This window comes from Dactylosporangium sp. NPDC050688 (assembly GCF_040654515.1).
Taxonomy (GTDB): Bacteria; Actinomycetota; Actinomycetes; order Mycobacteriales; family Micromonosporaceae; genus Dactylosporangium.
Map to the genome: position 1 here is coordinate 60,774 of NZ_JBFAIC010000036.1, position 14,967 is coordinate 75,740.

At 69.4% G+C, this 14,967-nt stretch carries 10 protein-coding genes; 7 read left to right on the forward strand and 3 right to left on the reverse strand.

The genetic code is table 11. From position 1 onward, the window contains the following. Nucleotides 1-9 precede the first annotated feature (9 nt). On the reverse strand, nt 10-1,218 hold the full coding sequence (locus AB0H83_RS29640) for an ABC transporter substrate-binding protein (protein WP_360100220.1): 1,209 nt from the start codon (nt 1,216-1,218) through the stop codon (nt 10-12). 215 nt (nt 1,219-1,433) lie between these two features. Here AB0H83_RS29640 and AB0H83_RS29645 point away from each other — a divergent pair, with 215 nt between their 5' ends. After that, complete coding sequence (locus AB0H83_RS29645) at nt 1,434-2,333, forward strand: MBL fold metallo-hydrolase (RefSeq protein WP_360100223.1); 900 nt, start codon at nt 1,434-1,436, stop codon at nt 2,331-2,333. A 3-nt stretch (nt 2,334-2,336) separates the two neighbouring features. Here the strand turns inward: AB0H83_RS29645 and AB0H83_RS29650 are convergent, their stop codons facing one another. Then, entirely contained in the window at nt 2,337-3,170 is an 834-nt protein-coding gene (locus AB0H83_RS29650) for a helix-turn-helix domain-containing protein (RefSeq protein WP_360100226.1), read from the reverse strand. 413 nt (nt 3,171-3,583) lie between these two features. Between AB0H83_RS29650 and fabG the strand changes: the two genes are divergently transcribed. Next, nucleotides 3,584-4,294 (forward strand): 3-oxoacyl-ACP reductase FabG, encoded by a 711-nt coding sequence (gene fabG, locus AB0H83_RS29655; RefSeq protein ID WP_360100331.1) that lies wholly within the window; start codon nt 3,584-3,586, stop codon nt 4,292-4,294. A gap of 87 nt (nt 4,295-4,381) precedes the next feature. Here fabG and AB0H83_RS29660 read toward each other — a convergent pair whose 3' ends face one another. Continuing rightward, a complete protein-coding gene (locus tag AB0H83_RS29660; RefSeq protein WP_360100229.1) occupies nt 4,382-6,952 on the reverse strand; it encodes a hypothetical protein in 2,571 nt (856 codons plus the stop codon). Between the two features lie 1,090 nt (nt 6,953-8,042). Here AB0H83_RS29660 and AB0H83_RS29665 point away from each other — a divergent pair. The 5 genes from AB0H83_RS29665 (at nt 8,043) to AB0H83_RS29685 (ending at nt 14,965) form a co-directional block, all read left to right on the forward strand. After that, the gene (locus AB0H83_RS29665) at nt 8,043-9,776 is read left to right on the forward strand and encodes a S53 family peptidase (RefSeq protein ID WP_360100232.1); all 1,734 of its coding nucleotides are present in this window, start codon (nt 8,043-8,045) and stop codon (nt 9,774-9,776) included. Then, nucleotides 9,773-10,675, forward strand: coding sequence for a L,D-transpeptidase (locus AB0H83_RS29670; RefSeq protein ID WP_360100235.1), 903 nt, complete (start codon nt 9,773-9,775; stop codon nt 10,673-10,675). Before AB0H83_RS29665 ends, AB0H83_RS29670 begins: the two co-directional genes overlap by 4 nt. A gap of 85 nt (nt 10,676-10,760) precedes the next feature. Then, on the forward strand, nt 10,761-11,627 hold the full coding sequence (locus AB0H83_RS29675; protein ID WP_360100238.1) for a hypothetical protein: 867 nt from the start codon (nt 10,761-10,763) through the stop codon (nt 11,625-11,627). A gap of 183 nt (nt 11,628-11,810) precedes the next feature. Then, the gene (locus tag AB0H83_RS29680; RefSeq protein ID WP_360100241.1) at nt 11,811-13,148 is read left to right on the forward strand and encodes a cytochrome P450; all 1,338 of its coding nucleotides are present in this window, start codon (nt 11,811-11,813) and stop codon (nt 13,146-13,148) included. Next, the gene (locus tag AB0H83_RS29685; RefSeq protein ID WP_360100244.1) at nt 13,145-14,965 is read left to right on the forward strand and encodes a non-ribosomal peptide synthetase; all 1,821 of its coding nucleotides are present in this window, start codon (nt 13,145-13,147) and stop codon (nt 14,963-14,965) included. The genes AB0H83_RS29680 and AB0H83_RS29685 overlap by 4 nt, the downstream gene beginning before the upstream one ends. Nucleotides 14,966-14,967 lie beyond the last annotated feature (2 nt).

Consider the following 14,967-nt stretch of genomic DNA (forward strand, 5'->3'; position numbering starts at 1 on the left):
GTTGTCGGGTCAGCCGCCGACGGTGGCCAGGTTTTGTGTGATGACGGTGTTGGCGACGCCCGCTCCGGCGGCTTGTACCCGGCGGACGCACCAGCGCTGGACCGGTGTGTGCGTCGTCGAGCTGAGCTTCCATGTGCCGCGCGGGCTGGTGACATCACCGACCTTGCCGATCGCCGTATTGATCGTCTCCGACGTCACGCGGGTCCCGGCCGCGGCGACAGCCTTGTCGAGAACGGCTCCGGCGGCGTACATCGTCTCGACGTAAACGGTCGGGGCCGCACCGCCGTGCTTGGCTTTGTACGCCTCGACCCATGCCGCGTTACCCGGGCTGTCGAGCGTCGGGTCGTAGGTGGCGATCGTGGTGATGCCGGTTGCGGCCGCGCCTTGCGCCGTCAGCGCGGAGCCCTCCGTGAGGAAGGCCGGAGCGTAGACCGGAACGCCGACGCCGAACTGGGCGTACTGCTTGACGAAGCTCACGGCCGGAGCTCCGGCGTAGAAGGCGTACACCGCCTTCGCACCCGACTCCTTGATCTTGGCCAGCCACGGACCGAAGTTGCCGTCACCCGGCCATGGCGTGTAGGTCGGCTGCCCGCCCGGGTTGGCGAGCTTCCCGCCGGCGGCCGTGAAGGCGGAGACGAACCCGCCGATCTGGTCTTTGCCACCTTGGTAGTCCGGTCCGATGACGTATACAGGCCCATCCACGGCGGTCCGCACGTAGGGACCTGCCGCCTTGCCGTAGTCGGTCGAGGCGAACGAGGTGTGCCACGTGTACGTCAGGTCCTGCAGGGTGCTCGGCCGGCCGCCGGTGCCGATGAATGGCACGTGGGCGGAGGTGGCGGGGCCTGCGATGTTGGTGACTGCGTCGGCGTTGGCTACGCCGACGATCGCGTCGACGTGCTCGGCCGTGATGAGCTGGTCCGCCGCAGCTCGGGCAGTGGGCCCACCGTCGCCTTCGTCTGCTTCCACGACTCGGACGGGGTGACCGCCGAGCTTCCCGCCGTGCTCGTCGAGGTAGGTGGTCCAGCCCTTGAGCATGTCCTGGCCGATTGGCTGATACGGCCCCGATTTCGGCACGACGACGCCGATGACGAGGCCGTCGTTGGAGGTGCCTGGTTCGTCGCTGTCGAGGCTCGAGCCGGAGCACCCGGCCAGCGGCAGGGCCAGCAGGACGGCGACCGCGGCGGCAGTGCCTAGCTGTGATCTACGCGAGATAATCATCTGTTCCCCCGTTTGCTTATGGTGCACTGTGGCGAAAACTGTTCAATCTCGGACATGCTGGTTGGCTTGGAATGCGCCCCCTGTTCGGTGCACTCCGCTGCCCGCAGCGTTTATTCATTCATCTGATTGGCCGTTGTCTCTGCTCCGTTCCGTTGAGAACATGCCGTATGCCTTTGAGCGGGGGATGCGCGTCGCTGGCGGAGCTTGGGGAAGGCGTGTACGCCTACCTGCACTCCGACAGCGGTTGGGGCCATAGCAATGCCGGGGTCGTTGTATCCGGCGGTGAGACGCTGCTGGTCGACACCCAGTACACGTTGCCGATGACCAGGCAACTCATCGCAGCGCTCGAGATGGCTGGACTCCCGCCGGTCGCGACGCTGGTCACCACCCACGCCAACGGTGATCACTGCTGGGGTAACGGCTTGTTCCCGGCGGCCGACATCGTGGCGTCGGCAGCTACCGCGTCGGCAATGCCGCACGACTTTCCGCCAGCGACGATGCGCCGGTTGCTCAGCGAGGAACTCGCTGCGACCGCGGCGGGCCGCTACACCCGCCAGCACTTCGCTGACTTCGACTTCGACGGCATCGTCGTCGTCCCGCCAACGTCGACGTTCACCGGTGTCCAGGAACGGGCTGTCGGTGGCCGCACCGTCGTGCTCATCGAGGTCGGCCCGGCCCATTCCGACGGTGACGTCATCGTCCACGTCCCAGACGCTGGCCTGGTATTCGCCGGCGACATCCTGTTCTCCGACCACCCTGTGATGTGGGCAGGCCCACTGCAGAACTGGATATCCGCGTGCGATCGCATCCTGCAGACCGGGGCAACGCGGATCGTTCCTGGCCACGGCCCGGTCGTCGGTCCGCAGGGCGTCAGGGACTTCCGTGGATACCTTGAGCTGGTCAGCAGCGAGCTGCGGCAACGATTTGACGCAGGAGTGCCGTACTGGATCGCGGCTACAGAGTTGCCGCTCGGTCCCTACGAGGATCTTGCGCTGCGAGAACGGCTCGTCGCGACCGCAGCCGTCGAATATCACCATCTAGGCGCCGCCAAAATTCCTCCACCGGAAGTCCTCGAGCGAATGGGCCAGGCGTACATCGATGCATCGCGGAACTGATGCTTAAGACGGCACTTTCATCTCGTCCACCGGAATCAGCATCATCAGTCGGAATCCGGCAGCCCTCAACGCCGTGAGCGCGATAATTTCAACCACCCTCGGCTTTTTGAAGTGCGGGACGTGCATCAGCCTGCGGTCACCATCCGGATGCAGATGAACCTCGGCCTTCTCCTCCCAGATCCGGCGAGCGTCCGCACTTCCGGCAAGAACTCGCCGGATGATTTCCTGCAGCCGTACGTTGTCCGGATGGCGCGCATTTGCCGCACGCAGCTGCGCCAGCATCGGTCGCGCCCAGTCGCGTTCCCAGTTGACCAGCTGCAGCTTGGCCTCCGCATACAGGAACGGCCACAGCATGATGTTCGGTTCATGTTGCAAATGCGGGAACCAGCTCTGGTGGAGTTCGTTACTGAACTGACAGTCCCATGCGTCGTCGGACACATACGCCGGCCACGGCTGTGCAGCGACGATCGCCCGCAGCCCGGCAAACTCGTCGCCCACCGGAACCGCTCGCGGGCGGTCAGGCTCGTGACCCGCAGCGAGCATGTACAGCACGGCTCGCTCCTCGCGGGACAAGCGCAGCGCCGCCGCCACCTGGTCCAGAAACTGGATCGAGTACGGCCCTGCCTCGCCGCGTTCGAGATTCGCGTACCAGCGCGTTGAGACGCCGATCAGGTGTGCGACGTCTTCTTGGCTGACATGCTTCTTTGCCGGGCTCTTACGTCCGTAGAGCAGTCCCGGCACGGCTCCCGGATCAAGTCGCCGCCGCCATTTCGGCAGCAGTTCCCGGAGTTGTTCGCCCGGCGCGAATTGCGCAGCAGGCACCACTGTCGTGTCCACATTTTCCCCCCGTCTGTGTACGACACGTGTGAGGGTGGCGGTATGCGGGCTCGCGACGTCGCGACGAATGCGACGAAGGTCCGATCTGGCGCGAGACACCGCAGGCCATCCCCGAATCAGAAGATCGTTCACCTCCAACGGTCGGTTTTAGTCGGCCCATTTTGCGTTGTCAATCAGCATGTGCATCCTGTGTCGGGCAAATACCACATTTTGACGTGTTCGGAAGTGCTAGTTCCGGAACAGCCAGTTCATGAACCGTCACCTCCCTGGCGCCTGAGGCGTGTCGAGAGCACGCTCTGTAAGGCGCGCCCACCGTGCGTGTTGAGGCGATGGAATTGCTGCGAAAACCGACACACCGGGCGCACAAACCACCAAGTTCCGGCCAATTGGTCGACGTATCGAAAGCTGGTCACATGAGCGGGCGTTCCATCTTGATTACCGGCGGCAGCTCTGGTATTGGTCTGGCTACGGCGCAGCGCTTCGCGGCGAGCGGTCACAAAGTTGCTGTGACGTTCCGCACAAGTGAGCCACCGGAAGGCCTGCTGGCGGTCAAGTGCGACGTGCTTGACCCGGATTCGATCGCCGCAGCCTTCAAGGAGGTCGAGGCCGCGCAGGGGCCGGTCGAGGTGCTGGTCTGCAGCGCCGGCGTGACTGCCGATGGACTCCTGATGCGGACCACCCCGGACATGATCGACAGCGTGCTTGACACGAACCTCGTCGGGCCGATCCTCGCCGCGAAGAGCGCGATACGTCGGATGATGGTGAACCGCTGGGGACGGATCATCTTCATCGGCTCGGTCGTCGGGCTTCGCGGTGAGGCGGGACAGGTGACGTACGCCGCGTCCAAAGCCGGTCTCGTCGGCGCGGCTCGCGCGCTGGCCCGCGAGGTTGGCCCACGCGGCATTACAGTCAACGTGGTCAATCCCGGTCTCACGGCAACGAAGATGGTCACCTCGACGATCGGTGACGAGAAGGCCGCAGCGCTCGCCACGGAAATCCCTCTCAAGCGCATCGGTCAACCGGAGGAAGTTGCCGCGCTCGTCCATTTCCTCGCCGGGGATGATGCCGGATACATCACCGGAGCAGTCATTCCCGTCGACGGCGGCATTGGCATGGGTCACTAGCGCCTGGGCAAATGCGACCCCGGTCAAGCATCTGACCGGGGCCGCATTCCGTCCGGGTGGCGGTGTTCGGCTCCCGAGGCGGGATGGTTAGAAGGCCGGGTGTTCCGGGTCGCCGCAGTTGCTGATGGCGCCGTTGCCGACGGGCCAGGTGCTGAGCTCGTCGCGGGTCGTGAAGTCGTAGACGTCGACCTCGATGTTGGCGCGGAACTCTGGGTTGACCCAGCAGTTGAACTCGGTGCCGGTCGGGATGGGCCAGCGGTTGCCGCCCATCACGATCCACGACTCCGGCCCGCCGTCGATCCGCAGTACGGCGAACAGGTCGGGCGCCGTCTCCTTGGTGATCTTGCGGGTCGGGGCGAGCGCGCCGTCGCAGGATGCGGCGGCACCGTCCGGCCCGGACGCTTGGCGGTAGCCAAGGAAGTCCTGGGCGTCGACGGCCCAGTCGACCGCGTAGTGCTTGGCGAGGCAGATGTAGGTCCCGCCGTCGGCGATCGGGTGCATCTTGTGGTCGTCTGTGGTCACGAGCCACGCGTGGCCGTCGAGATCGCGGATGATCTTGCCGGCCGGGAGGCCGGTGGTGCCACCACCGCCGGTCGGCTGCTGCTGCTGGCGGTACGCGGCGTCCTGGCAGAGCATGTCGATACGCCAGGTGTAGAGGTTCCGGCTCACGCACGCCGGTTGGACGATGCGGTGGAGGTCGTCGCGGGTCGGCTTGGCTGCGTAGTGCTCGATGAGGATCGGCGAGGTCGGCAGCGAGCCCCAGATCAGCGCATCGGACACGTCGACGGCGATCTGGCCGAACTCCAGCCACTTGAACACCTCGCGCAGGCCCTCGAGGGCCTTGTGGATGCGGACCGAGCCGGCCCCGTCGAGGTCGCCGCTGGCGAGGGCGCTGCGCATCCAGTTCTCGATCAGTGCGTAGATGCCTTCGTAGTTGAAGCACCCGTAGGCGGCGACGGCGAAGTCTCGGGCGGTGTTCGCGAACCCGTTGCCGCTGGCGAGGGCGTTGTAGCGGTTGTAGACGCAGCCGGCCATCTGCACGATCCAGTTGCGGATCTTCGGGTCCGAGTACATCTTGTTCGCGCCGAACTTGTCGAAGATCTCGTCGAGAATCTTGGCCGCGCCAACCTTGACCAGCGACCGGACCCGGTCGGGTTGCATCTGGGCGCTGCCCATCGTGCCGGCCGGCACGTCCGCGGTTCCTGTCTTGCCCGGCGCCAGGTACAGGTTGCCACCAGTGTTGACCTGGGTTGCAAGGTATTCGGAGATGTCGATGTCTTCGTCCCACGACCACGTCGGGCCAGCGACACTAACATCCCCGGCGTACCGCTTGAGCACTTGCACTGTGCCGGTGGTGTTGCGCAGCACCGTGCGGGCGTCCTGCCCACCGCGGTAACCGCTTGCGCCGGGGCCGTTCTGGACGCAGTGCTTGATGAGGAACCCGCCGACGGGAGGGGTGTTGCCCGGCAGGTTCAGCAGTGCCCCGGTCAGGTCGACGTGAGCGCCGGCCGGACTGACGTAGGTGGCGGTGCCGGACTGCTGGGTCCACGGACTGGTGCACGTGGGGGCGGGGAAGCGGTTGCCGAACAGGACGCCTTCGGCCGGCTCGACCACGTAGTTGAGGGCACGGCTGGCCCATTCGACGATCGACAGGCTGGTGAGCGAGGCGGTCACCGCGCCGGTGCGGGTGTCGACGGTGACCTTGCCGCCGTCGTACACGTTCTCCCCGCCGCGGGTGGCCCCGTCGCCGCTGACGTGTTTGATGTAGGGGGCGGACTCGGCGGGGTCGAAGTCGGCGGCGAACGTGGCGGCGGGCACGGTGACGAGGACCTCGTCAGCGGCGCCGGCGGGGGTGCGGGGCCCGGTCCAGTTGCCGTGGATGTGGACGTCGGCGCGGGGGTAGGCGGGGCCGGGCAGGTTGTCCGGCGTCGCCAGCGGGGTGATGGACAGCCACGCGCCGCTGGCCGCGTCGATGACCCCGGCGGGGGCGGTCAGGGCGTAGCCGTCACGGGATGCGGTCGTGGCGTAGGCCGGGTATGCCCACCGCCAGCTGGTGGCGGCGTCGCGGATCGGCTGCGGGGTGAGGCAGGCGCGGGCTACGACGGTGTCGAGGTTGCCCTTGCCGACGCCGGGGACGCGTTCGGGTGTCACGTGGCGGAGGCTGGCGAACGGCCGGGCCGCGACGACCCGGTCGGCGGCGTTCTTGTTGATGCCGGCGACTCGGGCGATCTGCTCGGCGGTGGCCGACTGGATGTCGACCTTGTCGACGCCGGCACACGGGCTCGGCGCCGGCGGAGGCGTGCTGGTCGGTGTGGCGCAGCCGCGGCCGGCCGCCTGGATCTGGCGGAGCTTGTCGGCACCGATGCCCTCGACGACGAGCAGGTCACTGACGGCCAGGTACGGCCGGTACCCGATCAGCCGGGCGGCGACCGGGGCGTCGAGGGTGAAGGCTCGCATCAGCTCGTGGGCGGGTGCGGTATTGATGTTGGTCTGACCGGCGCCGCAGACCATGGCCACCTCGGGCAGCATCGCTGCGGAAGGGGTGGCGACCGCGGGCGGCGCCGGCATGCTGGATGGGCCGGCTGCGGCCTGCACCACGGCGCCGTTGGTCAGTCCGGTCAGCAGCGCGCAGGTGACCGCGGCGGCCGTGACGGTCAAGGCCCGTCGTGGCCTCGACCCTGCGGTGCGGCGGTGGGCATGACGTGCACGAACCATGCGTCCCCCAAATCAGTAGGCGACTTCGGCATCAGGAGCCACGCGCGGCAGCGCAGAAGGATCGACTCCCACTGGCAGTCATTGATTGATCACGCCAGGCTATCGCCGGTGGCGGCCTCGCAGCCTTCCACCGAGCAGCCGACCTTTGACCCGGCTCGCCTCGCACGAGGGGCCGATCGACCGACCACGGATGAGGCGCCGCTCAGCGGTCTCGCCGCCGAGGCCGGACCCTGCGGGCACCCCGCGCCACCCTTCGTCCGCAGCGGGTCGGCCACCCGGCGGCGTATTCCGGGTGTTGTGTGCGCGGTTGGCTTACCGCCACGGATATCCAGGTCCGCCCGCGAGATCATCCGCAAGGTAAGTCCGGACTCCGCGAGGTTCAGGCGGACGCGGCAGTGGCGTTCGGATCGGGCCTCAGGGTGACGGGGGTGACAGGTCCTCCGGTTAAGTCCTTCACGCGTTACACAGCGTCCAACGGCAGATCGCTCGACGCGCGTGTACCGACGCGGGCGAGATCCTTCGGCTGGGCGGCCCGTCACCCGTCACCCGACCTGACCGACCTGGTCGGTGCACCGTGAAGGGTTGCGAGCGAGGGGCGGCAGGGTGTCATGAGCTCGTGCCGGACTCGCTCTGACGGACAAGAAGTGGATTGGTCTGGTCTTCCTGGGCGGTTTCCGTCACGTAGGCAGCGTCTTGGGTGGCGTTGTGCCTGCACGGCACACCCCTTGACACGTTCCTTTGCCTGGGCGCGGCGGCCATTGTCGGTGGCGTGACCGGTTCGCTGCTGCGCATCCGCGGTCGATCGCGAGCCGCGTAGGTCCTACGCGATCTGCCGACAGCCTCACGGTCGCAGCACGGCACGCCTCATCCGCTCATCAGCACCGCCCTACCGGGCCGGTGTTGATCGCTGCCGTCTGTCCTTCGACGGTCAGGAAGGAACCCCTCTATGCGCCTTGCACGCGTTGTCATCTCCGCCGCCGCTGGTACGGCTGTCGCGCTCGTCGCGATGGTCGGCCCGGCACACGGTGCACCAGTGCAGCCTGGCGGCGGCGCCGTCCCCGCTGGTCAGCAGGTCACCGTCACCCTCGACCTGACCAGCGCCGACCCCGACGGACTGCAGCGCCTCGCCGCGGAGGTGTCCACACCGGACAGTCCGCAGCACGGCAAGCGGCTGAACCGCACGCAGCTGCGGGACCGCTTCGGTGCACCGCCCGCCCGGGTGGCCCGGGTGACCACCTGGGCGAAACGGGCCGGACTGCAGGTGACCGGCCTCGACGAGACCGGCTCCCAGCTCACCGTGACCGGCACCGCCCGCGCCGTGGGTGCCGCCTTCAGCGTCGGGCTGCGCACCGACACCAACCACGGGGTGCGGGCCCTGACCGCGACCGGCACCCCGCGTGTGCCGGCGAAGGTCCGCAGCGATGTCCAGGCCGTCATGGGCCTTACCCCGCGAGCCGCCAAACCACTGTCGGTGCGGCCGGTCGCCGCGGTGCAGCCCCTCGCTGACGGGCAGTACTGCTCGACCTACTTCGGCGAGTGGAACAAGGGCTCGGTCCCGCAGAAGTATCCCGGCAAGCAGTCGAACATGCTGTGCGGCTACAACGGTCCCCAGCTGCGCAGCATGTACGGCCTCGGCGCGAACGACCGCGGCCAGGGCCAGACGATCGTCATCGTCGGCGCCTACCATCAGGCGACCGCACTGGCCGACGCCAATAAGACCTTCGCCACCAACGGCGTCCCGCAGCTGCCCGCCGACAGGTTCGTGGTCAAGCAGTACGCGCCACAGTCGACCGTGGCCGGCTGCGACGTCGGCGCGTGGAACATGGAACAGGCCCTCGACATCCAGGCTGCGCACACCATCGCACCCGATGCCAAGATCGTCTACGCGGCGGCGCCGGACTGCACCAAGCTGCCCGACACCGTCGCGAAGGTCGTCGCCGACGCCTCCATCGACACCACGATCATCTCCAACTCGTGGGGCATCACCACCGGCGAGCCCAACGACCAGCCGTACCTGACCGCGGTCAACAACATCATGGCCCGGGCGGCGCTGCTGGGCATCGGCACGTACGTCTCCTCCGGCGACGCGGGCGACAACTCCGGCGTGCCCGGCTCGAACGGCGCCAGCGTGCTGTTCCCGGCCAGCTCGCCGTGGGTCACCGCGGTCGGCGGGACCTCCACGGCCGTCGGCGGGCAGAACCAAGTGCTGTTCAACACCGGCTGGTCATCCGCGGCGAACCGGCTCACCGGCGGCACCTGGCAGCGGGTCAACCCGCCGTTCATCGGCGGTGCCGGAGGCGGCACCAGCGCCTACTTCGCCAAGCCCTCCTGGCAGGCGAACACGCCGGGGACTCGCCGGTCGGTGCCGGACATCTCGGCCCTCGCCGACCCGTTCACCGGGTTCTACGTCGGCTGGACCGCCGGTGGGCAGTACCGGGCCGGACCGATCGGCGGCACTTCCCTCGCCGCGCCCATCGTCGCGTCGCTCGCCGCGGTCGCCCAGGGCAAGGCCGGCAACGGCTTCGTCATCGGCCTGGCCGCGCCGGTGCTCTATGGCAAGGCGGCGGCCGGGGTGCCGATCGTCACCGACGTCACCCACGTCGGCGCCGGGGTGTGGACCACCGCGATCAGCGCCGACAGCCCACAGGGCGACTACCTGATCGACCTGGACGCCGGCACCCAGTCGCTGCGGACCGGCCCCGGCTACGACCAGATCACCGGCCTGGGCGTGCCCGGCCCGGCGTTCCTCACGGCGATCACGTCATGAGCGACGGCGACGGCGGCGACGTCCGCACGCATGTCAGGCGCCGGGAGTACGCCGCCGTCGTCGCCAGCCTGCTGTTCCTGGCCGTCATGCTCACTCTCGCCTGGCGCACCATCGACCACGACTCGGACCAGCAGGAACACGCGCCCGGACCCGGCGAGGCGAGCACGTCAAGCAGCCCGTCGGCCAGCGCGTCGACGTGGCGGTACGACCCAGTCGCCGCGCCGCCCGTCACCGCCGGGCAGCTCGCCGCCCTACCAGAGGCCACCACCGACACGTCCATCCCCGCCGCGCCGGTCGACACCGACCGGGCCGCGGGCACCGACGGCGCCGTCGTGCACAACTACACCACCGTGGCTGTGTACGACGCGCCCGGCGGGACCGCGTTCGCCCGGCTGCCGCCGACCCAGGCGGGCAGCGCCACCTGGCTGCCGGTCATCGCCCGGCAGCCGGGCTGGGTCCGGGTGCTGCTGCCGAACCGGCCCAACGGCGCGAGCGGCTGGCTCGATGCCACCCGCCTCGATCTCGCCCGCACTCCGTACGAAATCCGCGCCAGCGTCACCGCCCGGCGGATCACCCTCTGGCACAACGGACAACCGGCCGGGCAGTGGCCGGTCGCGGTCGGCGCGACCTCCACACCCACACCGACCGGGCGCACCTTCGTCCTGGCCTCGATCACCGACCCGACGCAGCCGTACTCGCCGGTGATCCTGCCCCTCGGCACGCACAGCACCACCCTGGCCACCTACCACGGCGGCCCGGCCACCACCGCATTGCACACCTGGCCCGACGACAGCGTCTACGGCCACGCCGTCAGCAACGGCTGCCTACGGATCCCCCCGGACGCGCTCACTGCGCTGCGCCGGGTTCCCCTCGGCACCCTCGTGCGGATCGACCCCTGACCCGCACGCCGCTGCCCGGTCCACGTCGGACCGGCTCAAGCCCGGCGGCAAGACCTGATGTCCATCCATCGTTCAAGGGAGCACTGTGAGCGCAAGCACCGCACGGCGCGTCGTCGCCGTCACCGCAACCCTCGCCGCCGGAACGCTCGGCGTCATGCTGTATGCCACCGCTGCCGGCGCCGCCCCGGCCTACCACGACGCCGCCTACGGCATCTCCGCCAGCGGCGCCGCACCGATCGGCGCGACCCCATCGGTGAGCTCCACCGACGGCACCACCCGCAACGGCAGCGGCGGCGCCCGATCCTCCGACGGCACGATCACCGTCGGCGGTGCCACGGTCAGCGCGGGCGGCGGCAAGGCCAAAGCCACCGTCACCGGTTTCACCGCGTTCGACGGCCTCGTGTCCGCGTCGAGCGCCACGGCCACGTGCACCAACGGCGTCACCTCCAGCAGTGTTTCCGGCACTGCGGCCGGGTCACTCGGCCGGCGCGGCACCGTCGCCTACGGCGTGAAGATCAAGAACGGGAACGGGTCCGTGACCGTAATCGCGATGCAGGTCAAGCTGACCGCGGGTGCCGGCAGCGAGGCCGCGACGATCAACCTCGCCTCCGCGACCTGCGCCGCCCCTGGCGGAGAGGCCAGCCCGACGTCGACAGGCAAGCCGTCCGGCAGCCCTTCGGGCAGTCCCACCGCAAGCCCGACCAAGAGCCCGACCGGCAGTCCCACTATCAGCCCGACGGGGTCAGCCAGCCCGACGAAGAGCCCGACCGGGAATCCGACGAGCAATCCCACCAGTAGCCCGACCGGCGGCCCGACGGGCAACCCGACCGGCGGCCCGACGACGGCGCCGCCGACCGGTAACCCGACCCCGCCGCCCGGCACCGGCGGTCCAGGAACGCCCCCAGCGCCGATCCCCACCCCGGGCCAGACAAAGGCACCGGTCACCGGCTGACCCGGTGCCCTACTGGACGGCCGCGCATCTGCGGCACGGCCGGACGGTCCGCACCACGAGCAGGATCGTCCGGCCCGCTGTCCCGGGCAACACGCCGCGGAGCCGACTGACCATGGGCCGCATCCGGCGGCCACTGCCGTCCGCGCACCGACCTGCTCATCCGCACACGGGGGAACGACACAGATGACGATCACCGCCGCCGACCAGCAGCTGGCCCTGCACAACCTGCAAGCACCGGAGGTCATCGCCGACCCGGTGCCGTACTACACCCGGCTGCGCACCAGCGCGCCGGTGTACTTCGACCCGTTCATCTCCACCTGGCTGCTGTCCCGACACATCGACGTCAAGCACGTCCTGACCAGCCCGGACACCACCGTGCAGATGCGGCACACCGACACTCTCGCCCGGTTCGGCGGAGCCGGCCTCGAGGAGGCGTTCCGGCTGCTCGACCTGCACGTGTCGTTCGTCGACGACCCCGAGCACCGGCGGTTGCGCCGGACCCTGGCCGAACCCGTCCAGGTCCGGAAGGTCCGCACCGACCTCACCGCCCCGATCGACACCGCAATCGACGCTGTGCTCGACGCGATCACCGACAGCGTCCAGCGTTTGGAACCGGTCGACGTGGCGACCGCCGTCGCCGACCAGGTCCCGATCCTCGTTACCCAGCAGCTGCTGGGCATCCACGACGTCGACATCACCACCGTCCAGCGCTGGTCCCACGCGTGGAGCGACATCGTCGCCGCGCCCGGGCACGTGCCCACCGGCAACCGCGCCGAGCTCCTGCACACGGTCGCCGAGCTGATCGCGTACCTGCAGACGCTGATCGACCGGCACACCTCAGCCATCGTGGCGGAGCGGATCTCGGCGAACGATACGACGGACGCCAACGCGGGCAACGCGCGCGAGTCGATGATCACGGCCCTGGTATCGGCGATGCTCGGCGGGTCGATCAGCCGTGACGAACTGCTCGCGAACCTGCTGATGCTGATCACCGCCGGGAATGAGACCACCGCCAACCTGATCGCCAACAGCGTCATGGCCCTCGCCGACGACCCGGCCCTGTGGCGGCTCGTCACGACCGAACCGGACCGGATACCCGACGTCATCGAGGAGGTCGGCCGGCTGTTCCCACCAACGCAGTTCACCGCCCGCCGGGCAACCGCGCCGCTGACCTTGCCGTCCGGCGACGTCATCCCGGTCGGCGCAAGCGTCGTGCTGATACTCGCTGCCGCCAACCGCGACCCGGACGCCTTCAGCGACCCCGACCGGTTCCTGCCCGGCCGCCCGGGCCCGCAACCGGTCACCTACGGCTACGGCCCGCACTTGTGCTTCGGCGCGCCCCTGGCCAGGCAGGAAACCCGCCGCACCCTGGAACGCCTCGCCAGCACGTTCCTGCACCTCACGCCGCTGCCGGGTCGGGCCTGGCGCCGCAACGGCAACCTCCGCGGCCTGCAAACCCTGCCCGTCCGGCTGCACCGCAGCATCCCGGGCACTCCGCACATCACCGCCGGTGCCCGATGACCCCGTCGACCCGGCTCGTCCACGACCTGATCTGGGAGCACGCCCGCCGGACCCCGGACGCTGCTGCCGTCCTCACCGACGACACGGCCCGCACCTACCAGGACCTCACGACCGCCGCCGACGCGGTCGCTCGCCGGCTGCTCGCGCTTGGCGCCAGACCCGACCAGGTGATCGGCCTGTCCTACCCGCGGACCGTCGACGGGCTCGTGCACCTGCTCGGCATCCTGCGCGCCGGAGCAGCCGTCCTCTACCTCGACCCGACCTGGCCGCCACAGCGCATCGAGCACATGACGGACGCGTGCGACGTGGCCCTCCTCGTCGACGCCAACGGCATCCACCCGCGACACGCCCCGCGGCACGTGGACCGGCCCGATGGTGAAGGCCGGCCCGACACCGCGACCCGGAGCTGGGACGCGCCGCGGTTCGGCGCGGACCGGTTGTGCTACGTCGTGTTCACGTCCGGGTCCACCGGCAAACCCAGCGGCGTGCTGGTGGAACACCGCGGCGTCCTCAACACCGTCACCGACCTCGCCGAGGTGTTCGACGTGCGCCCGGCAACGCGGGTGCTGCAGTTCGCCGCGTGGAGCTGGGACGCCGCGATGTGCGAAATCCTCACCACGCTCACCGCCGGCGGCACCCTCGTCCTCGCCCCGGAACCGGCACGGTCCGGGGGCGCTGCGCTCGCTGACGTCCTGCGCCGGCACGCGGTCGAGGTCGTCACCCTCACCCCGTCCGTCCTCGACGCCGTCCCGTCCGCCGACCTGCCCGCGCTGCATACCGTGGTCTCGGTCGGTGAACCCTGCCACCCCGGCCTCGTGCGCCGGTGGACGGCACCGCACCGACAGGTTCTCAACGGCTACGGCCCCACCGAAGCGTCGATCGCGGTCAGCGTCGGCGTCATGACCCCCGGCACCCCGGTCCACATCGGTGTCCCGCTGCGCAACGTCACCGTCCGAGTCGTCGACGACCAAGGCCGCGACGTGCGGCCCGGAGCGGTCGGGGAACTCTGGGTCGGCGGCGCAGGCCTCGCCCGCGGCTACGCCGCCGACCCCGACCGAACCGCCGACCGGTTCACCACCGACGGCGACGGCCAGCGCTGGTACCGCACCGGCGACCTCGTCTCCCGCCGCACCGACGAAGTCCTGGTCTACGCCGGCCGCGCCGACGACCAGGTCAAGATCCGCGGTCATCGGGTCGAGCTCGGCGAGATCGAACAGATGCTGTGCACCCACCCCGCCGTACGGTCCTGCACCGTCGTCGTCGCTGGCGGCCGGCTCGTCGCCTACGTCGTCGGCACGGACCCGCACGCCGAACCCGCCGTGGTCCACGAGGCCGCCGCCAGCCAGGCCATGTTCTGGTTGCCCGACTTCATGACCCCGCACACCATCCACGCCGTCCCGCACCTGCCGCTGACCAGCAACGGCAAGGTCGACCGCGCAGAACTCATCGAACGGGCCACGCGTACCGCCGCATTCACCACCTCGCCGGCCATCGCGTCCGCGCCCCCTGCGTCGGATGTCCAGGGATCTTCCGACGGCGCGCCGCGCGGTGAGCTGCCGGCGAACGGCGTGCTTCATGCAGTGCTGAAGATCGCGTCGCGCGTCCTGAAAGTCCCGGTCCTCGTTGACGACAACGTCTTCGACGTCGGCGGCCACTCCCTCCTCGCGGCGGAACTGTCCGTCGCGCTCAGCGACATGTTCGGCGTCGATCTCGCCTTCGACGACGTTATGCGCCATCCCACCTGCGCAGAACTCGCCGACCGGATCGCTGCCTTGAGTACGGGCCATCTGGGAGGTGTGCCATCCACGCCGCGATAGAC